The organism is Brevundimonas sp., from assembly GCF_047617075.1.
GTDB lineage: Bacteria > Pseudomonadota > Alphaproteobacteria > Caulobacterales > Caulobacteraceae > Brevundimonas.
The window spans coordinates 67144-90464 of record NZ_JBLGCI010000008.1; the positions used below are offsets into that span (position 1 = coordinate 67144).

Consider the following 23321-nt stretch of genomic DNA (forward strand, 5'->3'; position numbering starts at 1 on the left):
GAGCATGGCGCTTCAAGGGCGTGTGGCGATCGTGACGGGTTCGGGCGGGGGACTGGGCCGCGAACATGCGCTGTATCTGGCGCGCAAGGGCGCGAAGGTGGTGGTCAATGACCTGTCCCAGGATGCGGCGGATTCCGTGGCGGAGGAGATCCGCGCTGCGGGCGGCGAGGCCCTGGCCGTGGCCGCCTCGGTCACCGACGAGGCCGCCGTGGCCGCCATGGTCAGTCAGACCGTGGAGACCTGGGGCCGCATCGACATCCTGATCAACAACGCCGGCATCCTGCGCGACAAGAGCTTCGCCAAGATGGACATGGCCGATTTCCGTCTGGTGATGGACGTGCACCTGATGGGCGCGGCTATCTGCACCAAGGCGGTGTGGGAACAGATGCGCCAGCAGCAGTTCGGCCGTATCGTCATGACCACCTCGTCGTCGGGTCTGTACGGCAATTTCGGCCAGGCGAACTACGGCGCCGCCAAGATGGCGCTGGTGGGCTTCATGCAGACGCTGTCCATCGAGGGCGAGAAATACGGCATCCGCGTCAACTGCCTGGCGCCGACGGCCGCGACCCAGATGACGGCGGACATCCTGCCCGAGGCGGCGCTGAAGGCGCTGGACCCGGCGCTGGTCAGCCCGGCGCTGCTGCCGCTGGTGGTGGATGGCGCGCCGACGCGGACGGTGATCTGCGCGGGAGCCGGCCACTTCGCCACGGCCACGGTGACCCTCAGCCAGGGCAAATACATCGGCGGCGGCGACGACGCGGGCGAGCGCCTGATCGCTGTGTGGGACGCGGTGTCGGATCAGGCCGACGCCCTGATTCCGAACTACGGCTTCACCCAGGCCGAGCGCGAGGTTCAGAGCGTCGTGGCCGCGTCCGGGAACTGACCCCGGCCAAGGACAGGAGGTCGCCATGATCGACCGTCGCACCTTGATGATCTCGGGCGCCGCCCTGGCGGGGCTCGCGGCCGGTCCCGTTCGGGCTTCGGATGCGCTTGATCCGGTCGTGGCGCAGTTGCGCCGCTTCGTAGAGCATGGCGACCTGCCGTTTGCGTCGCTGCGGGTGGCGCAGCGTGGGCGGGTGCTGACCGAGGCGCACATCGCCGGGTCCGAGACCATCGGACCGGACTCGATCTATCGCATCTACTCCATGACCAAACCGGTGGTGGCGGCGGGCGCGGTGCTGCTGATCGAGGACGGCGAACTGACGCTGGACAGGCCGGTGGCCGACATCGTGCCGGAGTTCGCGGACCTTCAGGTTCTGGGCGAGAGCGAGGCGCGCGTTCCGGCCCGCGTCATGACGGTGGGGCATCTGCTGACCCACACCTGCGGCCTGGCCAACAGTTGGGGCGATGCGCGCGTGGCGCCGCTGTATCGACAGTCCGGCCTGACCGCCGCCGCCTGGATGTACGACCCCGAGATCGGCGGGCTGGACGGGTTCGCGCGGCGACTGGGCCAGCTGCCGCTGGAGCATCAGCCGGGGACGGACTGGCTGTACGGCTATGGGCTCGACATCGCGGGACTGGTGATCGAGCGGATCAGCGGCGAGCGGCTGGGGGATTTCCTGAAGCGCCGCATCTTTGACCCGCTAGGCATGGTCGACACCGGCTTCTTCGTGCCCGAGGACAAGGCCGTGCGGCTGGCGGGCCTCTATACGGCGGGCGAGGGCGGATTGAACCGTGCCCGGCCCGGCGCCGAGCTGACCCCCCTGCGGCGGCCACTGGCGGATTCCGGCAGCGGGGCGCTGGTCTCGACCCTGGGCGACTACGGCCGTTTCGCCGACATGCTGGCGAACGGCGGCGCCGTGGACGGGGCGCGGATCATGAGCACGGACTCGGCGCGCCTGATGATGAGCCCGTGGGGGCCGCAAGACCACATCGAGCCGCGGCTGGCCCAGTTCTACGGCGGGCGGCTTGGGGGGCGGATGGGGCAGGCGCTGGGCGGGGTGACCCGTCTGGACGACGCCTCGGGTCCGGGGTCGACGGGCGAGTACTCTTGGGGCGGGGCGGCGGGAACCGGCTTTTGGGCCACGCCCGGTCTCGGTCTGTCGGTGACGGTGATGACCCAGGTCATGCCCGCCGGCGCCGCGCCCCCGCGCGACGCCCTGAGGCTATTGATCTATCGGGCGCTGGCCGGGGCCTGACCCGACCAGCGCGTCCGAAGCCTAGTAGATTTCGAACAGGCCAGCCGCTCCCATGCCGCCGCCCACGCACATGGTCACGACGCCGTATTTGGCGCCGCGACGCTTGCCCTCGATCAGCACATGACCGGTCATGCGGGCGCCGGACATGCCGTAGGGGTGGCCGATGGAGATGGCGCCGCCGGAAACGTTCAGGCGGTCATTGGGAATGCCCAGCTTGTCACGGCAGTACAGGACCTGCACGGCGAAGGCCTCGTTCAGCTCCCAGATGCCGATGTCGTCCACGGTCAGGCCGTGCTGCTTCAGCAGCTTCGGTACGGCGAAGACGGGGCCGATGCCCATCTCGTCCGGCTCGCAGCCGGCCACGGCCATGCCGCGGTAGGCGCCCAGCGGGGTCAGGCCGCGCTTCTCCGCGTCCTTCGCCTCCATGATCACCGAGGCCGACGCGCCGTCCGACAGCTGGGAGGCGTTGCCCGCGGTGATGAAGCGGCCCTGTTCGATCTTCTCGCCGCCGCCGAACACGGGCTTGAGCGAAGACAGTCCTTCAAGCGTGGTTTCGGGGCGGTTGCCCTCGTCCTTCGACAGAGTGACTTCCTTGGCGGACACCTGTCCGGTGGCTTTGTCCTGCACCTGCATGGTGGTGGTCATGGGGACCACCTCGGCGTCCAGATGACCGGCCGCCTGGGCCGCCGCCGTGCGCTGCTGCGACTGCAGGGCGTATTCGTCCTGGGCCTCGCGGCTGATGCCGTAGCGGTCGGCCACCACCTCGGCGGTCTCCAGCATGGACATGTAGATGTGGGGCGACAGCTTCAGCAGCGCCTCGTCCTTCATGCGGTACAGGTTCATGTGCTGGTTCTGGACCAGCGAGATGGACTCAAGTCCGCCGCCGACGGCCACCTGTTGGCCATCGACCATGACCTGCTTCGCCGCCGTGGCGATGGCCATGAGGCCCGAGGCGCACTGGCGGTCCAGGCTCATGCCGGCGACACTGGCGGGGAGGCCGGCGGCCAGCGCCACCTGGCGGGCGATGTTGGGCGAGGTGGATCCCTGCTGCAGGGCCGCGCCCATGATCACGTCCTCGATCTCGGCCGGATCGACGCCCGCCCGTTCGACCGCATGGCGCACCGCGTGGGCGCCCAGCTGCTGCGGCTGGGTGTCGTTGAAGGCGCCGCGATAGGCCCGGCCGATGGGCGTGCGGGCGGTGGAGACGATGACGGCTTCGCGGGACATGAAACACCTCTGATTGGTTCGGGGAGTGTAACAGGAGTTGAACACGGCGAGAGCTGCCGGGACAACGGAAAACCCGTTTCGGCATGGCGGCTGAGTCCGTTTTCCAGACCTTTCCGGACTGGCGCCCGGTTTGCCCGATCACCTATGACTCTCCGAACCCGACAAGAGCTTCCTGACGGAGATTTCGATGACGCCCACGCTCTATGGCATTCCCAACTGCGACACGGTCAAGAAGGCGCGGACGTGGCTGGACGAGCGCGGTGTCGAGTTCCGCTTTCACGACTACAAGAAGGCCGGGATCGACCGGGCGTCGCTGGAACGATGGTGCGACGAGCATGGCTGGCAGGTTGTGCTGAACCGCGCCGGGACCACCTTCCGCAAGCTGCCGGAGGCGGACCGGACTGATCTGGATCAGCACAGGGCCGTCGCCCTGATGCTGGCTCAGCCGTCCATGATCAAGCGCCCTGTGCTGGACCTGGGCGACCGCCGGATCGTGGGCTTCAAACCCGAGATCTATGAGGCGGCCTTCGTCTAGCGAACGAGGCGGAATTGGCTGTGCGGTCCGCTCTGGGCGTTCGGGGCCAGCCAGAGGTCGAACCAGCCCGGCTCCACCGTCGGCGTCATGTCGCGGCCGACGAACAGCAGGTCCTGCCGCGTCAGGGTGAAGGCGGCCTCGACCGTTTCGCCCGGTGCGACGGTGACGCGCTGGAAGGCCTTCAGCAGGCGCTCGGGCTGGGTCAGGCTGGCGACGCGGTCGCGCACATAGAGCTGAACCACCTCGTCCACCGGACGGTCGCCGGTATTGGTGACACGGACCGAGGCGGTCAGTTCGCCGTCCCACGACAGGGTCTCTGACCCCAGTACGATGTTGCCGTAGCGCACTGGCGCATACCCGATCCCATGCCCGAACGGATAGAGCGCGGTGTTGGAGGTCTCGCGGAAACGGGCCTTGTACTCGGACTCGTCGGGCAGTTCGGGCCGCCCGGTGGCCTTGCGGCTGTAATAGTACGGCTGCTGGCCTGACAGGTGCGCGAAGCTGATGGGCAGGCGGCCGATGGGGGCGTGGTCGCCGAAGATCACATCGGCGGCGGCGTTGCCTTCCTCGGAGCCCAGGAACCAGGTGACCATGATGGCCGCCGCGTCCTTCACCGCGCCGGACAGCTCCAGCGCGCGGCCGGTCTTGAGCAGGACCACCACGGGCTTGCCGGTAGCGGCGACAGCTTCGGCCAGGGCCTGCTGGGGGGCGGGGACGACGATGTTCACCCGCGACTGGGCCTCGGCGGACATGTTGTGGGACTCGCCGATGGCCAGCACCACCACGTCGGCGCCCTGGGCTGCAGCGACAGCGGCTTCGATGCCGCCGTCCAGCGGCGTCTCCACGTCCGAGCCCTTGACCACGGTCAGCAGGGACGGGTCGGTCAGGGCGGCGCGGAAGCCTTCTTCGAAGGTCACGCCCATCTCGCGGTCCGCGAAGATGGACCACGGCCCGAAGACGTTGGAGCGATCGTCAACGAACGGGCCGATCAGGGCGATGCGCTTGCCCGACTTCGGCAGGGGCAGGAGGTTGTTGTCGTTCTTCAGCAGCACCACCGACTTGCGGCCGGCCTCGCGGGCCAGGTCGCGGTGGGCCTGCGAGCGCACCACGCGGCGCTCCACCTCGGGGTCGGTCCCGCGATAGGGATCGTCGAACAGGCCCAGCGCCGCCTTGGTCATGAGCACCCGGCGCACGGCGCGGTCCACGACCTCCATGGACACGTCGCCGCTGTCGACCAGATCGGGGATGTGGGCCAGATAGATGCCGCTCTGCATGGACATGTCCACGCCGGCGGTCAGGGCGATGCGGGCGGCGTCGCGGTCGTCCTCGGCGAAGCCGTGGGCGATCAGCTCCCGTTCCGAAGTGTAGTCGGACACCACGAAGCCGGTGAAGCCCCACTCGTCGCGCAGGATTTCGGTCAGCAGCCAGTGATTGCCCGAGGTGGGCACGCCGTTCAGGTCGTTGAAGGCGCTCATGGTGCACAGGGCGCCGGCCTCGAAGGCGGCCTGGAACGGCGGCAGGTGAACGCCCCGCAGGGTCTGCTCGCTCATGTCGGTGGTGTTGTAGTCCAGCCCCGCCTCAGCCGCGCCATAGGCGGCGAAATGCTTGGGGGTGGCCAGTAGGCTGAGCGGATCGGACAGGTCGTCGCCTTGGAAGCCGCGCGTGCGGGCCGCGGCGAACAGATTGTTCAGCAGCACGTCTTCGCCCGCGCCCTCGACCACGCGGCCCCAGCGCTGGTCCCGCGCCACATCGACCATGGGGGCGTAGGTCTGGTGGATGCCCGAGGCGCCGCCCTCGGCCGCCGCCGCCCGCGCGGTGCGCTCGGCCAGGTCCAGGTCCCAGCTGGCCGCCTCGCCCAGCGGGACGGGGAAGGTGGTGCGCAGGCCGTGGATGATGTCGGCGGCGAACAGCATGGGAATGCCCAGACGGCTTTCCTCCAGCGCCAGACGCTGCGCGTAGCGGGCCTGTTCGGCGCCGACGCCGTTGAACAGGGCGCCCACATGGCCGTCGCGGATCTGCTGGGCGGTCTTTTCCTGATCGGTGTCGAAGTCGCCCGGGTTCACATTGCCGGGACGCCAGCGGAACGGGTCGTTGAACAGGGTGAGCTGGCCCGCCTTCTCCTGAATCGTCATGCGGGCGATCAGATCGTCGATGCGCGCCCGGTGGCTGTCGGCGCGGCGCGCGAGGGCGCGGGGCGCCGCCACCAGAGCAAGGCCCATCGCTCCGGCGGCCATCAGGGTGCGTCTTGTCACGGCGGTCTCACTCATCTCACCAGGATCCGATCGTATCGGGGAAGGCGCGCAGCCCTAGCGCCCCGGCTCCCGGACCGAAAGGCGGGGCATATCACAAAGCATTGCCGGGATCAGGCCCGGGATTTCCACCACAGCCATCCGCCCAGACCCAGCAGGATCAGGGCGGGGACCAGAAGCCGCGCCTCGTCGGCCAGCGGTGCGCCCGCGATCAGCATGACCGCCGCATTCGTGGCGCCCGACAGGCCAAGGATGACGGCGAACAGACCGAAGCCGCGATACATCAGGCGGCGGCGTTCAGCGCGGTCCATGGACGCCCTTCGGAAAAATCTGCTGCGTTTGCATCCATCCAGCATATCGGCGGCGACTACGGGGGGAAAGCAGGCGATGATCGCCGCGCGCATCGGAGGGATAAGACATGGAAGACCTGTTCCGCAGCTACTGGTGGCTGCTGTTTCCGCTGGCCTGGTTCATCGGTTCCGGCTGGACCAGCTGGCTGAACTATCGCCGCCAGCGCGAGACGCTGGACATCGTCCGCCGCTATGCGGACAGCGGCAAGGAGGTTCCGCCGGAACTCATGAAGGTGCTGGACAAACCCATTGATTCCGAAGCGGAGTTTTGGGGCAACGCTTCCTCTGGTTCGGACAGCCCGACGAATTACTGGTCCCTGTTCGGCCTGTTCGCGGTGATCGGAGCGGGCTTTGGCGTGGCGGCCTACATGCCGCAGGTGTTCGGCGCCGACATGGGGGTTCGTTTCCCGTTCACAGTGGTCGCCCTGACCATGGCGGCGGTCGCGGTCTGGGCTCTGATTTCAGCCCTGACCACGCGGCGACGCGGCTCCTGACGGTCGCTGCGGCGCGGGGGCGAGCGGGTGTTCGACAGCGACACCGAATTGGTGGCGGCGGCCCGCGCGGGGTCGGACGCCGCCTTCGCGCGCCTCGTCGCGAAGCATCAGGGGGTGGTGCGTGGGTTCCTTCGCCGCGTCCTGGGCGGCGATTGGGCCGAGGCGGATGATGTGGCGCAGGAAGTGTTTCTGACCGCGTGGACGTCGTTGCGATCACTGAACGATGCGGCCGGGGTTCGTCCCTGGCTGTGCGGGATCGCGTGGCGCAAGGCGCGGGACGGGATGCGGGGCCGCCGGCGGGCCGCAGAGCGCGATACGGCGTGGATGGAGGCGAGCGCGCCGCCGCCCGGTGTCTCGACCGAGGACCGCATGGCCATGGAGGCCGCCATGGCCGCCCTGGCCCCTGACGAACGGGCCTGCGTGGCGCTGTGTCTCGCTGAGGGCTGGTCCCACGGCGAGGCGTCGATGGCCCTGGGCTTGCCCCTGGGCACGGTGAAGTCTCATGTTGGGCGTGGGCGCGCGAAGCTGCTTCAGGCGCTCGGAGGTTCGAATGGCTGAGTTGACCCCTGACCAGAAACTGGCCGCCCTCTTGGCGCAGCAGACGCCGCCTGCGCGCGATCTCGTGTTCTGCGCCGAGGTCATGCAGCGGGTGGCGCGTCGGCGGGCCTGGGCGCGGGTGGGCGCGGCGGCGCCGTGGGCCATGGTGGCCGGGCTGCTGGCCTGGGCGCTCCAGCCCGTGCTGGGGCCGGGGATGCCGGCCCTGGCGGACAGCCTTGTTCTTCCCGCCGCCATTCTCGGCGGTACGGCGATCCTGGTGCTCACCAGCCTGATGGCGGCTCGGCGGCTGGCCCGTTAGCGAAGACGCAGGCGCGTTACGACCGCCACATGGTCTGATGGCCAGATTCCGGACACGGCGCGATCTGCGGCCAGGCCCGCCGACAAGATGTCGAATCGATCCGTTTCCACGAAGATATGGTCGATCCGTTCCGAGCGGTGGCCGTGGTCGGTGACCAGGGTGGAGCGCGCAGCGGCGGGCGGGTTGGCGGTTCCCAGAGCGTCGACGAACGCTTGCCGCACGGGCGAAAACTCGGCCGCGTCGGCCGCGGCGTTGAAGTCACCCAGCAGGATCACCGGCGCATCCGTGCCCGTGTCGACAGCGCCCAGCGCATCGCTGATCTGGCTGGCCCGCATGGCCCCGCCTTCCGGCGTGTGATGCAGGTGAGTGGCGGCGATCACGACCGGACGGCCGCCCACGGAGATGCGCGCCGTGGCGAGGGTGCGGGAATCCTCCAGCGGACGGAGCCGCAGGTCGCCCGTCTCCAGCACGGGCAGGCGGGTCAGGATGGCGTTGCCGTAGCGGCGCGCCTGTTCCGGCGGATCAACCGAGACGAAATGGACGGAATAGCCGCCCAGCGCCCGGGCGATGTCTTCCGCCTGATTCGGCAGGCCTTCGTCCTGCAACACTTCCTGCAGGGCGATGACGTCGGCGTTCGTGGCGCGCAGGGCCTCGATCACCAGCGGCCGACGCGCAGGCCAGTCGCCCATATCGTGCCAGATGTTGAAGGTGACCACGGTCAGCTCGGTCGAGCGTTGCGCCGGGGTGGTGGCGCAGGCCGCGAGGGCCATGGCGGCGGCGAGACCCAGCAGGCGGCGACGGTTGGGCATGACGGACTCCTTCACTCACTCGGGAGGAACGCGTGGGGGTGACTGCGTAACTCATGATAGAAGTTGTGGTGGCGCCTTACGAATATTTCACGTCGGTTCGCGCATCCGTTCGCGCCGACAGCCGCCTCATATGGTCAGAAGGGCGCGGCACGACGCCGCCCCGTTGGAGGTCTCAATATGGAACTGCTTATCCCCCTCGCGCCGTTCATCATGGTCGTCGCCATCGTCGCCATCGTGTTCGTCTCCAAGAACCGCGATCGCCGCGAAATCCAGCAAACCATCCGCACAGCCCTCGAGAGGGGACAGCCGCTTCCGGCCGAGATGGTCGAAGCCATGAGCCAGGACACGCGCAAGCCGGTCCCCTCGGCGGCGCGCGATATGCGAATCGGGGTCATTTGGCTGGCCGTCGCTCTGGGACTGACCGTGATGGGCTGGTCGCTGGGCTTCGTCGATGGCGACAATGAAATCTTCTACGTCATGAGCGGCATCGCCTCTATCCCGGGCTTCATCGGGCTGGCGTTCATCGTCCTGAGCTTCTTCAACAAGAACAAGGACTGAACCGGCGTCTGAAGACAGGGGAACGCCATGTCCAATCCTATCGACCTTCACGATGTGGAGCTGGCCGCCCTGGCGGCGGCCGGCGGACGTCGGGAGTTCGGCGAGCTGGTGCGCAGGCACGGCTCGGCGGTCCGGGCGCTTCTGCGCCGCATGGGCGCCGATTCGGCCACGGCCGACGACATCGCCCAGGACGCCTTCATCCAGGCGTTCGAGAAATGCGCGGAGTTCCGGGGCGAGGGCGCCTTTGGGGCCTGGGTCAAGCGGATCGCCGCGCGGCTCTATATCAAGCGCAAGGTGAAGGAGGCGCGCTATGTCTCTGAAACCGAAGCGCCTGTAGAAGAGCCGGTCCACGCCGATCAAACGGGCCGCATGGATCTGGACGAGGCGCTGAAAGGCCTCACCGACATCGAGAGGCTATGCGTCTCGATGTGTCACGGCGCCGGTCTGTCCCACGCGGAGATCGCCGCCGCCTTGAATACGCCACTCGGGACTGTGAAATCTCATGTCAAACGTGGTCTGGATAAACTCCGCGCCCGGCTTTCGCCGGAACCGGACAACCTCGGGAGGGCGGCCGATGTCCGCGCCTGACGAATTCGACCCTTTCATCGAGCGGCTGTTCCGCGAGACGCCGCCCATGCCCGACGCCGCGGAATTCGCCCGGGGCGTGGAGAAGCGCCTGGCCGCCGGTTCGCGCATGCGCACCGTGGTCATCGGCGCGGCTGGTCTGATCGGCGGCGTGGTGGCTGTGCGGGAAACGCTCGGCTCGAACCTGAATTTCAGCGCCGGCGATGAAATCACGGCGACGGGACTTTCGGCTTCTGCCGCCGCCCTCCCTGAAAACGCGGGGTTGATGGACGCCGGCGTCGGCGCCCTGACCGCTCAGGCCCAGGCGGCCCAGAGCGGGCTGAGCAATCTCGGCGTGGATTTCGATTTCGCCGCCCTTGGGGGTATGCAGATGTTCTGGGCCGTGGCGGCGGTGCTGATCGCAGCGGCGGTCATGGCGGGCATGAAACTGGCGAACGAGGTCTGATGTCTTCTCAAAAGCAGGAACCGGTCAAGCGGCTGCACGCCCCCGACATCCTTGCGCGCAAGGGCGGCGAGCCCATCGTCTGTCTGACGGCTTATGACGCGCCCATGGCCGAGATGCTGGACGAGCACTGCGATGTTCTGCTGGTGGGTGACAGCGTGGGCATGGTGGTTCACGGCCTGCCCAACACCGTGGGCGTGACCCTGGACATGATGATCCTGCATGGCGAGGCGGTCATGCGAGGCGCGCGCAAGGCCATGGTGGTCGTCGACATGCCGTTCGGCAGCTATGAGGGCGGCAAGGAGCAGGCCTACGCCAATTGCGCCCGCGTGATGAAGGAGACGGGCGCCCAGGGGGTGAAGCTGGAAAGCGGCCCCACCGTGCCCCAGACCATCGAATATCTGGCCCAGCGGGGCATTCCGGTCATGGGCCATGTGGGCCTTCGGCCCCAGGCGGTGCTGAACGAGGGCGGCTTCAAGGCCAAGGGCAAGACCGAGGACGAACGCGTCCGGGTCATGAGCGAAGCCGAGGCCACCGCCGACGCCGGCGCCTTCGCGGTGGTTATCGAGGGGGTGGCCGAGGGGCTGGCCGCCGAGATTACACAGGCCATCGACAAGCCCACCATCGGCATCGGCGCCTCCGCCGCCTGCGACGGTCAGATCCTGGTGGTCAACGACATGCTGGGCATGTTCGACTGGTCGCCGAAGTTCGTGCGGCGCTACGCCGATCTGCGCGGAGAAATCACCCGCGCGGCGAAAAGCTATGCCGAAGATGTCAGGGCGCGCCGTTTTCCCGCCCAAGTCGAGACCTACTTCTCCAAAAAGCCGGTCTGAACCCGGTTCGTCCGCGTTGCGGGCGGCGCGCCAAGCCTCTAGGGTCGCGCCGAAATTGTCAGCGGCCGTGCTTTACACACGAACGCACAGCCAGCGTGTCCGGGGAGCCTGTCTTTAAGTGGTCGATGTCTTCGAAGAGGTCGAGGAGGAGCTTCGCTCCGAACGATACCGCCGCCTGTTTCGGACCTGGGGTCCGTGGGTCGCCGGGGCTTTGGTGCTGGCGCTGGTCGCGGCCCTGGCTTGGTGGGGCTGGCAGTCGTGGCAGACCAGCCGCGCGGAAACCGCCGCCGCGCACTATGATCGCGGCATGCAGGCCCTGAGCGAAGGAAACACCGACGCCGCCGACGCCGCCTTCGTGGAGGCGGTCGATACCGGTTCCAGCGGCTACAAGGCGCTGGCGCTGCAGCAGCGCGCCGGTATCGCGCTGAACGCCGGTGACACCGAGCAGGCCGTGGCGCTGTTCGATGAAGCCGCGGACTCCTCGGGCCAGACGGTGATCGCGGACCTGGCGCGCCTCAAGGCCGTCTACCTGCTGATGGACACCGCGCCGCTGGAAGAGATCGAGACGCGCCTGGCGCCCCTGGCCGAGGACGACCGTCCGTTCAGCGCGTACGCCCGTGAGGCCCAGGGTCTGGCCCGCATTCAACATGGTCAGGTGGCCGAAGCCCGCCCGATTTTCGCGCTTCTGGAACTCGGTCAGGACGTGCCGGACGTGGTGCGTCAGCGCGCGCAACTGGTTAAGGACGCCATCGATACCGGCGTCGCCGCGTCCATGGCGGAAATTGTCCGGGCCCAGGCCGAACTTCCGCAACCCGGCGTCGGTCAGAATCAGACCCAGGCTCCGGCGCAAGGCCAAGGCCCTGATCAGGGCGCTCCCGCACAGCCGGCCGTCCAGCCGTAATCCCAGGATCGAAAGCCAGCATGCGCTCCATGTCCAAACCCCTGAAAATCGCGCTGATCTGCGGCCTGGCCGTAACGGCGACCGCCTGTTCGACCGTGCAACGCGTCTGGCCGTTCGGAGGCGACGGCGAAGCGCCGGAGTCCGTGGCGTCCGCCGGCGAGCGAATCTCCATTCTGGAGTTTGAACAGAACCTCTCGCCCAGCGCTGAACTGGCGGGTCGCGACTTCTTCGTACCCGGACCCCAGGCGATCACGGCCTGGCCCGTGCCTGGCGGCAATGTGGAGCAATCGCTCGAGCACGTGATCGCCGCGCCTGACTTCACTGTGGCCTGGCGCCGCAACATCGGCGACGGCGGCTCGCGCATGACTCAGGTCACCGCGACGCCGGTGGCCGCTGACGGCCGCATCTTCGTCATGGACGGCGAGGCCCGCGTCAGCGCAGTCGACGCGAACAGCGGCGACATCATCTGGCAGACCAGCGTCCGCCCTGACGGCCGCGACCGGGCCTTTGGCGGCGGTGTTGCGGTATCGGGAGATCGGGTTTTCGTCACCTCGGGCTATCGCCTTGTGACCGCCCTGGACGCCCGCAGCGGCGCGGTGCTGTGGACCACGCCCTTCGATGCGCCGATCCACGGCGCCCCGACCGTGTCCGGCGGTCGCGTCTTCGCGGTGGATGTGGACAATCAGGTCATCGCCCTGGACGCCGAAAGCGGCAGCCTGACCTGGTCCTATCAGGCCATCTCCGAGCCCGCTCGCCTGATGCGCGCCTCCAGTCCCGCCGTGACCGGCGACACGGTGATCGCGCCGTTCTCATCCGGCGAAGTGTCGGCCATCCGGGCCGCCAACGGTCAGGAACTGTGGACACAGGTTCTGTCCCGCACCAGCCGAACCAACGCCCTGTCCGAAATTCGTGACATCGCGGGACGTCCGGCGATCAGCCGCGGTGTCGTGTACGCCGTCAGCCACTCCGGCCTTCTCAGCGCGATGGACTTGCGGACCGGCCAACCCGCGTGGCAGGCGCCGCTCGCCGGCGTCAATGCGCCCTGGGTCGCCGGAGATGTCGTCTACGCGGTGTCCAAGGCCGGCGAGTTGATTGTGCTGAACCGTCAGAACGGCGAGGTGTACTGGATTCGCAACGTCAACGAAGGCCGCACCCGCACCGAGGGTGGCTGGTTCTTCGGTGTCGGCAAGCGCACGGTCCGCCCGGTGTGGAGCGGGCCGATCCTGGCGTCCAACCGCCTGGTCCTGGTCAACTCCGACGGCCAGGCCGTGGCCTATGACCACAAGACGGGCGAGGAAGTGGCCAGCCTGGACCTTGGCGCGCCCGCCTTCATCGCGCCCATCGCCTACAACGGCGCTCTCTATGTCGTGACCGACAATGGTCAGCTGGTCAGCATCCGCTGAGCTGACAAAAGGGCTATAAGCGTCTCATGGCCCTCAAGGTCGCCATCGTCGGTCGCCCCAATGTGGGCAAGTCCACCCTGTTCAACAGGCTGGTGGGCAAAAGGCTTGCGCTCGTCGACGACCGCCCGGGCGTGACCCGCGACCGTCGCTATGCGGACGGCAATATCGGCGACATCGACCTGACCCTGATCGACACGGCGGGATACGAGGACGTCAGCGACGACAGTCTGGAATCGCGCATGCGCGAACAGACCGAGGCCGCCCTGGACGACGCCCAGCTGATCCTGTTCATGATGGACGCGCGCGAGGGCGTGACCTCGCTGGACCGCATCTTCGCGGATCATCTGAGGCGCCATGAGACGCCCGTGATCCTGCTGGCCAACAAGTCCGAGAGCCGCGAGAGCGGCGGCGGCGTTGGCGAGGCCCACGGGCTGGGCTTCGGCGAGCCAGTCGCCATCTCTGCCGAGCATGGCGAGGGAATGGCTGATCTATACGCAGCGATCGTCAAGGCCAGCCATGACATCGAGGTGGCCGAGCAGGAAGAGGCCGACAAGCCCATCCGCGTGGCCATCATCGGCCGCCCCAACGCGGGCAAATCCACCCTGATCAACCGCCTTCTGGGCGAGGATCGGCTGCTGACCGGCCCCGAAGCGGGGATCACGCGCGACTCCATCTCGGTGGACTGGACCTACGAGGGGCGCAACATCCGCCTGGTGGACACCGCCGGCATGCGGCGCAAGGCGCGGGTGCAGGAAAAGCTCGAGAAGCTGTCCGTCGCCGACACCATCCGCGCCATCACCTTCGCCGAGGTGGTGGTGCTGGTCATGGATCGGGACAACGCCTTCGACACCCAGGACCTGCAGTTGGCCGATCTGGTCGAGCGCGAGGGCCGGGCGCTGATCTATGTGATCTCCAAATGGGATCTGGAGGAAGAGCCCCAGTCCCGCATGGCGTCGCTGAAGGAAACCGCCGACCGCATGCTGCCGCAGCTGAAGGGCGCCCCGTTCGTCGCCCTGTCGGCGCACAACGGGCGCGGCGTGGAGCGGCTGATGCCCGCCATCCTGAAGGCGCACGACACCTGGTCGGTGAAGGTCAAGACACGCGACCTGAACGACTGGCTGGCCATGGCTGTGCAGCGCCACCCGCCGCCCGCCGTGGACGGCCGCCGCATCAAGCCGAAATATATCGCCCAGACCAAGGCGCGCCCGCCCACCTTCGTGATGTTCGCCAACCGCGCGTCACAGATGCCGGAGCAATACAGGCGTTATCTGATCAACAGTCTGCGCGAGAGTTTCGACCTGCCCGGCACCCCCATGCGGCTGACCGCCAAATCGGGCGCCAATCCGTTCGTGGACGGCTCTGGCGGGCCGAGCCGACCCAAGGGCGACGCCAAGACGGCGCCGCGCCGCGTGACCAAGGCGCAGAAGGCCGAGGAGGCGAAGGAAACCGCCAAGGGCCTGCCCGGCAAGGCGCCGGCCAAGAAGGCGGCGGCGCCCAAGCCCACCGTGGTCAAGGCCAAGCTGCGCGCCGCCTCCAAGGCCAAGGCCGCCTCCATCCCCGGCAAGAAAGCCAGGGGCGGGGCCCGTCAGGTTTCCCGCTCGGGCCGCATCCGCACCGGCGGGCCGTCCAAGCCGAAACGCTAGACCAAAATCGGCTCAGTTGGACGCAGTCCAACTGAGCTCGGATTTCGGTCCAGTTGAATGCGAGAGCCTGATTCACGGCATCGTCGGAATCGCGAAGCGATTCCATCTTAACCGATCAGGCTCAAACCAGCGCCGACACCGGCGGCCCGTCCTTCCACTCACGGAACGACACGATCCCCTTTGGAGGCTCGCGGTCGGGGCGGCACAGGTCGACCATCAGAGGCGCGATCTCGGACGGGTGGGGGAGGGTCGAGGGATCCTCGCCCGGATAGGCCTGGGCGCGCAGCCGGGTCTGCATCCTGCCGGGATCCAGCACGGCCACGCGGATCTTCGTGGACTCGATCTCATCGGCCCAGCATTGAACCAGGTTCTGCCCCCCCGCCTTGGTGGCCGCATAGGCGCCCCAGAAGGCGCGCGGCTTCCACGCCAGCGACGAGGTCAGATAGACGGCCCGGCCCGCGTCCGACGCACGCAGCAGCGGCTCCAGCGAGCGGATCAGGCGATAGACGGCGGTGAAGTTCACCTTCTCGATCTTGGCGAACTGCCGCGGGTCGGCATGGCTGACGGGCACCAGCCCTTCGGGCCCCATGGTGGCGGCGGCGTGGACCCAGATGTCCAGCTTGCCGAAGCGCTCGAACAGGGCCCCGCCCATGCGGTCGATGGCGCCGCCGTCGACCAGATCGAAGGGGATCAGGGTGGCGTGCTTGCCGGTGGCGGCGAAGACGGCGTCGTCCAGTTCCTCCAGCCCGCCTTCGGTGCGTGCAGTGGCGACCACATGGGCGCCCGCCTTCGCCAGCGCGATGGCGCTTTCGTATCCGATGCCGCGTGAGGCGCCGACCACAAGGGCGACGCGGTCCTTCAGGGGAAGCTGTTCCGTCATGGCGCTTGCTTACGCGGGGGCGGGCCATGGTGAAAGAGGTCTCGAGCCCCCCGCGCTCCGCCAGCCGGTTAAACCGACGGGTTCAGGAAAGGTCGGACCAAGGTCGGCGTCTTGCCGGTGATCTCTCCGTCGAGGCAAAGATCGACGATCCGATCCTGATACTGCTCGTAGATGACGCGCAAATGCTCGGGCCGCCACATGGCTGAGGTCCAGATCCGACCTGCGGTCGCCTGAGTATGTCCCTGTGGGCTGTCGAGGCTCAGGGCGTTGGTCAGAACCGTGGGCAGTTCATCGACGTAGGCCTTCACCGTTGCGCAGGCCAGGTCGTGCAGGCCATCCCCGCGATTGAGAGGCGCGCCGGTCTGGTGGAAGACGGCGCCCCCGTCGATGGCGGAGGTGGTCTCGTGCAGGGTGACGCCGGTCATCTGCGGCTCGAGCAGATAGGAGGGCCAGAAGTGGGTGGCCACGCCCCGGTACCACGGCGACAGGCCCCCGTGGGTGTTCCAGAAACGCGCCGGCGTGGCGTTCAGCGTGGCGTCGTCCAGCTTATGGCAGCCGTAGGACAACACAATGCGTGGCGCGCGTTCCGCCAGAAATGCGTGGACGGCGGGGCCGTTCAGGTCGCTGACCTCGATCGACATCTGCTCGACGTTCACGTCTTTCGGCTGCAACGCGCCGAAGGCCCGGTGTTCCGCGTCTTCGCGCCGTGCGAAATGCAGATTGAAAAGTTCATGCAGACCAGCGGGAACATCGTCCCCCGGCTTGGCGACGAAAGGCTTGCGACGCTCCACGATCCAGCCGGACAGCAGGCCTGCCTCCGCCAGACGCCTGGCCAGGAAGCAATGGCGCGGATGGTCGCCGGTGATGGCCACGATGGTCATTGGGGAGCCAGCTCCAGTAGTTTTTCTTCCTCAAGGCGCTCGATGATCGGCTCGAGATCGACCAGATCACACTCGAGCCGTCGGGCGATATCCAGCATCCGGTGTTCGCCGTCCGAATAGTTCAGGACGGTGAGAATCCGGTTCAGGGCCGTTCGGTTGTCGAGAACTGAGTCCGAGGATTTCGTGCGGTTCAACGGGCTGTTGACGCTGGGGTAGAGGTTGCGACGGCCCAGTTGCGGCTCGCCGTAAGGCGCGAGGTTTTTGAAGCGCCCGGAGATTTCGTGCAGCTTCAGAACGGCCTCGATGCGGTCCACGGCATCGACGATGCGGTCGATCCCCATCAGATCCTTGTCATCGCCCGAGGTGTGGTACTCCACATACTGCCCGTAAACAGTGCGCGCCATCTGGCCGACGGGGAGATTGAATCCGGCGGAGCAATACTGTCGCTCGTCCGATCCCGAGGTCGGCGTGAAGGGGCGAATGGCGAAGCCTCCATCCGCGCCCAGGCTTTTCACCAGATCGTCCAGGTCGGTGTTTTCCCGTCTGCTGGTCTTGTAGTTCAGCAGGGTGTTCGGGCCGCCCAGACAGGTCAGGACCAGGCCGCCCACAAGGCGTTCCTTGAGGGTGTCGCCGTGCTTCCACAAATAGCACAGGCTTCCGATCGTTTCCGGAAGAAGGACGAAGCGATAGGTCAGGCGCCGGCGTTTCCATCTGGAAATGCGATCGTAGAGGCCGAGCAGGACAAGCGGACCGGACAGTTCATTGTTCGCCATGCTGGGGTGGCAAAGGTATGAACTCAGTAGAAATTCCTGTTCGCTTTCGCCTTTCAGGACGCTGTCCGCGAAACTGACTTCGCCCGGATACTTTTTCGTGGCGATGGAAACCTTGTAATTTCCCGGCTTCAACTGCGAACGGACGTTGTCCGACAGGCAGAAACCCCAGCGGTCGTGATAGTACGACGTGACATACGGGATGAGGTGAGGGTGCGCGGGGATCGAATGCAGATAGGGCTGCAGATCTTCGAGGCTGAGCTCGGCCTCGATCGGCACCGAATAGTTGACGACGTGCAGATTGGACCGGTCCGTGTCGGCGATCACTTCGCCGTCCGGGCCGATCAGCGTCGCGCGGTCCAGCGCCCATTCCGGCGGTGTCGTCCAATCGAAGACCTGGGTTCCGCTGGCGACACCGTCCATGCGCAGCGGCATCTGCTCGCCGAAGATCGCCAGGCTCTCGCGCAAGCCGGGTCCGGTGATGCTGCGCGTAATCGGGAAAAGGCGGTCGAAAAGCTGGGAATAGAAGGCATGATCGTAAGTTGTGTCTGTGGTCACGCCGGTCCCGCCTCCTCGTTCGTCGTGGGGACGCTCATACTAGGACGGCGCTGTCAGGTCCACCGCACTGCACCCTTGCCGGTTCAGAAACCCTCTGCGGGTTGCCACAGGCCGAAGCTGACGCCCTGGTCGTCTCGCGCGGTCACCGATTTGCCCGATCGGCTGGCGGCTGGCACGGCGCACTTGCCGCCCAGTTCGGCCACGCGGACGCAAACGGCGTCGATGTCGTCAACCTTGAAGTAGAGATGGGAAAAATCCCGGTGCTCGCCCTTCACGAAGCCGAACGGAACGCCGGCGTCGACCACATGGGCGTAGGTTTCGTGTGAGGACGCTTCGTCGAAGGCCCAGCCGAACAGGGCGCCGTAGAAGGCGCGCGCCTTGGCGATGTCCGGCGTGTCGATTGTGAAGTAGCCCAGTTCCGTGCTCATGCGCCCTTAAGCGCTGACGAGCAGGGAAAGTTGCCTCGTCGAAACGTCCCGCCCGTTTTCCTCGATCTCGCGGTCCAGCAGGCGGGTGGGATAGTCACCGGTGAAATAGTGGTCCGTGAACTGCGGGTTCTCGGGGTCGCGGGGGCCGGCGCCCATGGCCTGATAAAGGCCGTCGACAGAGAGGAAGCCCAGACTGTCCACCTCCAGACGCGCGCGCATCTCCTCCAGCGACAGGTTGGCGGCCATCAGCTGCGACCGCTCCGGCATGTCGATGCCGTAGAAGTCGGGCCACATGATCGGCGGGCTGGCGGAGCGCAGGTGCACTTCCTTCGCCCCGGCCGCGCGCACGGCCCGGACCAGTTTCACCGAGGTGGTGCCTCGCACGATGGAATCGTCGATCAGTACGACCCGCTTGCCGGCCAGAACCCCCCGGTTGGGGCTGTGCTTCATGCGCACGCCCAGTTCACGCACGCCCTGGCTGGGCTGGATGAAGGTGCGGCCCAGATAGTGGCTGCGGATGATGCCCATCTCGAAGGGTATGCCGCTTTCCTGCGCATAGCCCAGGGCCGCCGGCACGCCGGAGTCCGGCACCGGCACCACCACGTCGGCCTCGACACCGTGCTCGCGCGACAGCTGGGCGCCCATTTCCTTGCGCACCGCATAGACGGCCTTGCCGTTCACCACGCTGTCGGGCCTCGAGAAATAGACGTATTCGAACAGGCAGGGGCGGGCGGCCTTGTCCGGGAACGGCTTGATGGAACGCAGGCCGTCCTCGTCTATGACCACCACCTCGCCGTTCTCTACGTCGCGCACGAAGGTGGCGCCGATCATGTCCAGGGCGCAGGTTTCCGACGCCAGCACCCAGGCGTCGCCCAGCTGCCCTAGCACCAGAGGCCGGATGCCCAGCGGGTCGCGGGCGCCGATCATCTTCTTCTTGGTCTGGGCCACCAGGGCGTAGCCGCCCTCGATCTGCATCATGGCGTCTATGAAGCGGTCCACGATGCGCGATTTCCGCGACCGGGCGATCAGGTGAAGGATGACCTCGGAATCCGAGGTGGACTGGAAGATCGAGCCCTGGTCCACAAGCTCGTTCCTCAGCGCCAGGAAGTTGGTCAGATTGCCGTTGTGGGCGATGGCGATGCCGCCGGAATCCAGATCCGCGAACATGGGCTGGATGTTGCGCAGGAAGCTGCCGCCCGCGGTGGAGTAGCGGGTGTGGCCCACCGCCGCCCGGCCCGGCATGCGCTCCACCAGATCAGCGCCGGAGAAGGCGTCGCCGACCAGGCCCATATGCCGTTCGGTGTGAAAGCGGGTCTTGCTTACCGAGGCGATGCCGCAGGCTTCCTGACCCCGGTGCTGCAGGGCGTGCAGCCCCAGCGCCACGACCGCCGAGGCGTCCTGCACCCCCCAGACGCCGCAGACGCCGCACTCCAGACGGGGGCGGTCGTCGTCGACGTCCCGCCAGTGCTCGCGGTGGACGACGACGTCGTTGATCTGATGGGGGCTCATCGTGGGGGCTCCGATGACGGCGGGAAGCTTACTTAGGGTGAGTCCGGCGCCGCGCTAGCGCTGGATTGGGGCGTGGCTGTGTCATCATCGGAAAAACCGTCGCGCACGGACGATCCGATGACGGGTGAAAGGGCGTCCGCGCCGCGCCCGACGGTGGGCAGAATAGTCTGGATCGCGCGGGCCGAGGCATGGCTGACCGGAAAGAGGGCGGCGTCTCGAAGCCAACCGGGCGGCGGATTCGGAGCGGTCGCCGCGAACGCCACCAGATGAATGGCGCCCAGCAGCACCAGAGCGCGAGCTGCGCCGACGCCAATGCCGAAGAGCCGATCCACGCCGCTCAGTTGCTTGTGATCGCGCAGACGGCGGCTGAGGACCGTGCCTGTGATGCGGATGCCGAAATAGACGATCAGGAAGACCACGATCGCCGCCGCGATGGACCCGGCCCAATCCGGGTCGACCAGGGCGCGGCCCACGGGGCCGGACAGGGGCAGGGCCAGCAGTGAGATGATCGCCGCCACTGCGAAGGCGGCCAGGGTCACCAGCTCGCGCAGGCCCCCGCGGATCCAGCCGGCTGCAGCCGAGGCCAGAATGACGACGATGGCGAACAGGTCATAGCCAGTCACGGTCGGCGAGGGTCCCTGAGCGTGGGCGAGGTCAGACGGCGCCCTGCGAGATACGCTCGACCGCCTCGGCGAGTCGAGATAGCCCCATGACCTTAACATTCTTTCCGCCGTTCGCCGCGCTTTCCGGGGCGATGGCCTGATCGAAGCCCAGCTTGGCCGCCTCGCGCAGGCGGACCTCGGCCCGGCCCACGGCGCGCACCTCGCCCGACAGGCTGATCTCGCCGAACACCACGGCGCGCTGGGGCAGGGGCACGTCCACGGCGGAGGAGATCAGCGCCGCCGCCGCCGCCAGATCCGCCGCCGGTTCCGACACCCGCAGACCGCCCGCGACGTTCAGATAGACGTCCCGGTCCCCGAACCCGATGCCGCAGCGCGCCTCCAGCACCGCCAGCAGCATGGCCAGCCGCCCGGAGTCCCAGCCCACGACGGCCCGGCGCGGGGTGCCGTAGGCGCTGGGCGCCACCAGAGCCTGAAACTCCACCAGGACAGGACGCGAGCCCTCGATGCCGGCGAACACCGCCGCGCCCGCCGCCCGCTCGCCGCCTTCGCCCAGGAACAAGGCGGAGGGATTGGAAACCTCGGACAGGCCCGCGTCGGTCATCTCGAACACGCCGATCTCGTCGGTGGCGCCGAAGCGGTTCTTGCCCGCGCGCAGGATGCGGAACGGATAGCCGCGCTCGCCCTCGAAGGAGAGGACTGCGTCCACCATGTGCTCCACGACCCGGGGGCCGGCGATCTGGCCGTCCTTGGTCACATGGCCCACCAGCACCACGGCCATGCCCGACGCCTTGGCCAGTCGCACCAGTTCGCCCGCACAGGCGCGCACCTGGGTGACCGAGCCCGGCCCCGCCTCATGGGCGTCGGACCACAGGGTCTGGATGGAATCGATGACGACGATGTCGAACTTGTCCCGCTTGAGCGTCGAGACGATCTCGCGCAGCGCGGTGGCGGAGGCCAGGTTCACCGGGGCGCCGGCGAAGCCCATGCGTTTGGCGCGGGCGCGGATCTGCTCCACCGCCTCCTCGCCCGAGATATAGGCCACCCGCGCGCCGCCCAGCGCCGCCTTGGCCGTGACTTCAAGCAACAGGGTGGACTTGCCCACGCCGGGGTCGCCGCCCAGCAGGATGGCCGAGCCCGGCACCACGCCGCCGCCGCACACCCGGTCGAACTCGCCCACGCCGGTGGTGATGCGGGGCGGCTCGGGGGTGTCGGACTGTAAGGTCTCGAACACCACGCCGCGCCCACGCGCCGTGGAGGCGGGCTTCAGGGCGCCGGGCGGGGCGGACTGGCTTTCCTCCACGATGCAGTTCCACTGACCACAGGCGCCGCACTGGCCGGACCACTTGCCGTGGACCGCCCCGCACGACTGACAAACATAGATCGCACCGTCCCTGGCCATGGGCCGGGTCTAGCAGGAATCGGTGAAGGCGGAAGGGCGGGTGATCGGGTGTGCGTCCGATGCTGACGCAGGCCTTCCGTGAGAGCCAACCCTTATTCGTCATTCCCGGCCTTGTGCCGGGAATCCATGATCACCGAACATTCAGGGCTGGCCATGCATCGACCGCGCGTATGGATCGCCGGGACAAGCCCGGCGATGACGGGGGCTCAGTCGCCGATGTACACCCTCGGCACGCGTGGGGTGATGGACGTCAGCAGTTCATAGGCGATGGCGCCCGCCGCCGTGGCCTGATCGTCGATGTTGCGATTGGGGCCGTAGATTTCGCAAAGGTCGCCCACCGCGACATCCGCCTCCGTCACGTCCACGGCGATCACGTCCATGGACACCCGCCCAACGATGGACCTCAGGGCGCCGGCCAGCCAGACCTTGCCCCGTGGCGAATAGGACCGCAGCACGCCGTCGGCATAGCCCGCCGCGACGATGGCGATGGTGCTGTCGCGCGGGGCGGTCCAGCCGGCGGAATAGCCGACGGTCTCTCCCCTGGGCACGGGGCGCACCTGAATCACCTCGGCGCTGAGGGTGGCCACGGCCTTGATGCGATCGTCCGGCCGACCCTCGGGGCCGCCGCCGTACAGGCAGATGCCGGGCCGCACGGCGTCGAAGGCGAAGTCCGGGCCCATGAAGCAGCCGCCGGAGTTGGCGAATGAACGGATCGCGCCGGGGTATTTTGCGCTGACGGCGGCGAAGGCGTCGCGCTGACGTCGGTTCATGGAGTCGGCGGGCGCGTCGGCGCAGGCCAGATGGCTCATGACCAGATCCAGCTCCTCGAACGGCTCCGGCGCGTCCTCGGGACGGAAACCCAGACGGCTCATGCCCGTGTCGATCTGCAGGCCGCACGCGCCGCCGCCCGCCGCCCGCCACGCCTCAAGCTGGGCGGGCTGGTTCAGGATGGGGCGCAGGTCGGCGGCCTTGATCTCGGCCGCCCCGTCTCCGTGACAGCCGTCCAGCACGTAGATGACGGGGTCCGGTCCCAGCGCCGCGCGCAGGGCCACGCCCTCCGCCGCCCGGGCCACGAAAAAGGTGCGCGCGCCCTCGGCCATCAGCCGCCGGGCGACGGGCGTGGCGCCCAGCCCGTAGCTGTCGGCTTTTACCACGGGATGGACAGGCACGCCGGAGATGGCCTCCAGCGCATGAAAATTGTGCGCGAGGGTGTTCAGGTCGACGTTCAGGGTGGCGGGGGAGGGCATCCG

Annotated in this window: 25 protein-coding genes; 13 read left to right on the plus strand and 12 right to left on the minus strand. The window is 67.7% G+C overall.

Annotated features, from left to right (window positions below):
* Window positions 1–4 precede the first annotated feature (4 nt).
* A complete protein-coding gene (locus ACI8U3_RS10165; protein ID WP_415014753.1) occupies window positions 5–883 on the plus strand; it encodes an SDR family NAD(P)-dependent oxidoreductase in 879 nt (292 codons plus the stop codon).
* Window positions 884–908: 25 nt separating this feature from the next.
* Window positions 909–2138 (plus strand): serine hydrolase domain-containing protein, encoded by a 1230-nt coding sequence (locus tag ACI8U3_RS10170; protein WP_415014754.1) that lies wholly within the window; start codon window positions 909–911, stop codon window positions 2136–2138.
* Window positions 2139–2159: 21 nt separating this feature from the next.
* On the opposite strand, the gene ACI8U3_RS10175 is transcribed toward ACI8U3_RS10170, so the two are convergent.
* Entirely contained in the window at window positions 2160–3365 is a 1206-nt protein-coding gene (locus tag ACI8U3_RS10175; RefSeq protein ID WP_415014755.1) for an acetyl-CoA C-acyltransferase, read from the minus strand.
* Window positions 3366–3552: 187 nt separating this feature from the next.
* Here ACI8U3_RS10175 and ACI8U3_RS10180 point away from each other — a divergent pair, with 187 nt between their 5' ends.
* Window positions 3553–3900, plus strand: a complete 348-nt coding sequence (locus ACI8U3_RS10180) for an ArsC family reductase (RefSeq protein ID WP_415014756.1) — start codon at window positions 3553–3555, stop codon at window positions 3898–3900.
* Here the strand turns inward: ACI8U3_RS10180 and ACI8U3_RS10185 are convergent.
* On the minus strand, window positions 3897–6152 hold the full coding sequence (locus ACI8U3_RS10185; protein ID WP_415014757.1) for a glycoside hydrolase family 3 N-terminal domain-containing protein: 2256 nt from the start codon (window positions 6150–6152) through the stop codon (window positions 3897–3899). The two genes, ACI8U3_RS10180 and ACI8U3_RS10185, sit on opposite strands and share 4 nt — an antisense overlap.
* Before the next feature lie 110 nt (window positions 6153–6262).
* The gene (locus ACI8U3_RS10190; RefSeq protein ID WP_415014758.1) at window positions 6263–6460 is read right to left on the minus strand and encodes a hypothetical protein; all 198 of its coding nucleotides are present in this window, start codon (window positions 6458–6460) and stop codon (window positions 6263–6265) included.
* 107 nt (window positions 6461–6567) lie between these two features.
* Here ACI8U3_RS10190 and ACI8U3_RS10195 point away from each other — a divergent pair, with 107 nt between their 5' ends.
* Genes ACI8U3_RS10195 through ACI8U3_RS10205 form a run of 3 tightly spaced genes read left to right on the plus strand, consistent with a single transcriptional unit; the run spans window position 6568 to window position 7849 of the window.
* The gene (locus ACI8U3_RS10195) at window positions 6568–6993 is read left to right on the plus strand and encodes a hypothetical protein (RefSeq protein ID WP_415014759.1); all 426 of its coding nucleotides are present in this window, start codon (window positions 6568–6570) and stop codon (window positions 6991–6993) included.
* Between the two features lie 27 nt (window positions 6994–7020).
* A complete protein-coding gene (locus ACI8U3_RS10200; RefSeq protein ID WP_415014760.1) occupies window positions 7021–7551 on the plus strand; it encodes an RNA polymerase sigma factor in 531 nt (176 codons plus the stop codon).
* Window positions 7544–7849 carry a hypothetical protein gene (locus ACI8U3_RS10205; protein WP_415014761.1) on the plus strand — a complete coding sequence of 102 codons (306 nt, stop codon included), beginning with the start codon at window positions 7544–7546 and terminating at the stop codon, window positions 7847–7849. Before ACI8U3_RS10200 ends, ACI8U3_RS10205 begins: the two co-directional genes overlap by 8 nt.
* On the opposite strand, the gene ACI8U3_RS10210 is transcribed toward ACI8U3_RS10205, so the two are convergent.
* Window positions 7846–8658 (minus strand): endonuclease/exonuclease/phosphatase family protein, encoded by an 813-nt coding sequence (locus ACI8U3_RS10210; RefSeq protein ID WP_415014762.1) that lies wholly within the window; start codon window positions 8656–8658, stop codon window positions 7846–7848. The genes ACI8U3_RS10205 and ACI8U3_RS10210 overlap by 4 nt on opposite strands.
* A gap of 63 nt (window positions 8659–8721) precedes the next feature.
* Between ACI8U3_RS10210 and ACI8U3_RS10215 the strand changes: the two genes are divergently transcribed.
* The 7 genes from ACI8U3_RS10215 (at window position 8722) to der (ending at window position 15023) form a co-directional block, all read left to right on the plus strand.
* A complete protein-coding gene (locus tag ACI8U3_RS10215) occupies window positions 8722–9216 on the plus strand; it encodes a DUF6249 domain-containing protein (protein WP_415014763.1) in 495 nt (164 codons plus the stop codon).
* Between the two features lie 27 nt (window positions 9217–9243).
* Window positions 9244–9804, plus strand: a complete 561-nt coding sequence (locus tag ACI8U3_RS10220) for an RNA polymerase sigma factor (protein WP_415014764.1) — start codon at window positions 9244–9246, stop codon at window positions 9802–9804.
* Window positions 9791–10246, plus strand: a complete 456-nt coding sequence (locus ACI8U3_RS10225; protein WP_415014765.1) for a hypothetical protein — start codon at window positions 9791–9793, stop codon at window positions 10244–10246. The genes ACI8U3_RS10220 and ACI8U3_RS10225 overlap by 14 nt, the downstream gene beginning before the upstream one ends.
* Window positions 10246–11076, plus strand: a complete 831-nt coding sequence (gene panB, locus ACI8U3_RS10230; protein WP_415014766.1) for a 3-methyl-2-oxobutanoate hydroxymethyltransferase — start codon at window positions 10246–10248, stop codon at window positions 11074–11076. The genes ACI8U3_RS10225 and panB overlap by 1 nt, the downstream gene beginning before the upstream one ends.
* 118 nt (window positions 11077–11194) lie before the next feature.
* Window positions 11195–11977 (plus strand): tetratricopeptide repeat protein, encoded by a 783-nt coding sequence (locus ACI8U3_RS10235; RefSeq protein ID WP_415014767.1) that lies wholly within the window; start codon window positions 11195–11197, stop codon window positions 11975–11977.
* Between the two features lie 29 nt (window positions 11978–12006).
* Window positions 12007–13380, plus strand: a complete 1374-nt coding sequence (locus ACI8U3_RS10240) for a PQQ-binding-like beta-propeller repeat protein (RefSeq protein WP_415014768.1) — start codon at window positions 12007–12009, stop codon at window positions 13378–13380.
* Between the two features lie 26 nt (window positions 13381–13406).
* Window positions 13407–15023 (plus strand): ribosome biogenesis GTPase Der, encoded by a 1617-nt coding sequence (der, locus tag ACI8U3_RS10245; protein WP_415014769.1) that lies wholly within the window; start codon window positions 13407–13409, stop codon window positions 15021–15023.
* 121 nt (window positions 15024–15144) lie between these two features.
* On the opposite strand, the gene ACI8U3_RS10250 is transcribed toward der, so the two are convergent.
* From ACI8U3_RS10250 to alr, 8 genes are all read right to left on the minus strand, one after another.
* On the minus strand, window positions 15145–15903 hold the full coding sequence (locus ACI8U3_RS10250; protein ID WP_415014770.1) for an SDR family NAD(P)-dependent oxidoreductase: 759 nt from the start codon (window positions 15901–15903) through the stop codon (window positions 15145–15147).
* 68 nt (window positions 15904–15971) lie between these two features.
* Complete coding sequence (locus ACI8U3_RS10255) at window positions 15972–16775, minus strand: formyl transferase (protein WP_415014771.1); 804 nt, start codon at window positions 16773–16775, stop codon at window positions 15972–15974.
* Between the two features lie 5 nt (window positions 16776–16780).
* Window positions 16781–18112, minus strand: a complete 1332-nt coding sequence (locus ACI8U3_RS10260; protein WP_415014772.1) for a DUF4910 domain-containing protein — start codon at window positions 18110–18112, stop codon at window positions 16781–16783.
* An 83-nt stretch (window positions 18113–18195) separates the two neighbouring features.
* Window positions 18196–18540: a VOC family protein gene (locus ACI8U3_RS10265; RefSeq protein ID WP_415014773.1), complete on the minus strand. Its 345-nt coding sequence runs from the start codon at window positions 18538–18540 to the stop codon at window positions 18196–18198.
* A 6-nt stretch (window positions 18541–18546) separates the two neighbouring features.
* Window positions 18547–20049, minus strand: coding sequence for an amidophosphoribosyltransferase (gene purF, locus ACI8U3_RS10270; RefSeq protein WP_415014774.1), 1503 nt, complete (start codon window positions 20047–20049; stop codon window positions 18547–18549).
* Between the two features lie 32 nt (window positions 20050–20081).
* The gene (locus tag ACI8U3_RS10275; RefSeq protein ID WP_415014775.1) at window positions 20082–20672 is read right to left on the minus strand and encodes a CvpA family protein; all 591 of its coding nucleotides are present in this window, start codon (window positions 20670–20672) and stop codon (window positions 20082–20084) included.
* Window positions 20673–20703: 31 nt separating this feature from the next.
* Window positions 20704–22071: a DNA repair protein RadA gene (gene radA, locus ACI8U3_RS10280; protein ID WP_415014776.1), complete on the minus strand. Its 1368-nt coding sequence runs from the start codon at window positions 22069–22071 to the stop codon at window positions 20704–20706.
* Between the two features lie 206 nt (window positions 22072–22277).
* Window positions 22278–23318 (minus strand): alanine racemase, encoded by a 1041-nt coding sequence (alr, locus tag ACI8U3_RS10285; protein WP_415014777.1) that lies wholly within the window; start codon window positions 23316–23318, stop codon window positions 22278–22280.
* Between the last annotated feature and the right edge of the window lie 3 nt (window positions 23319–23321).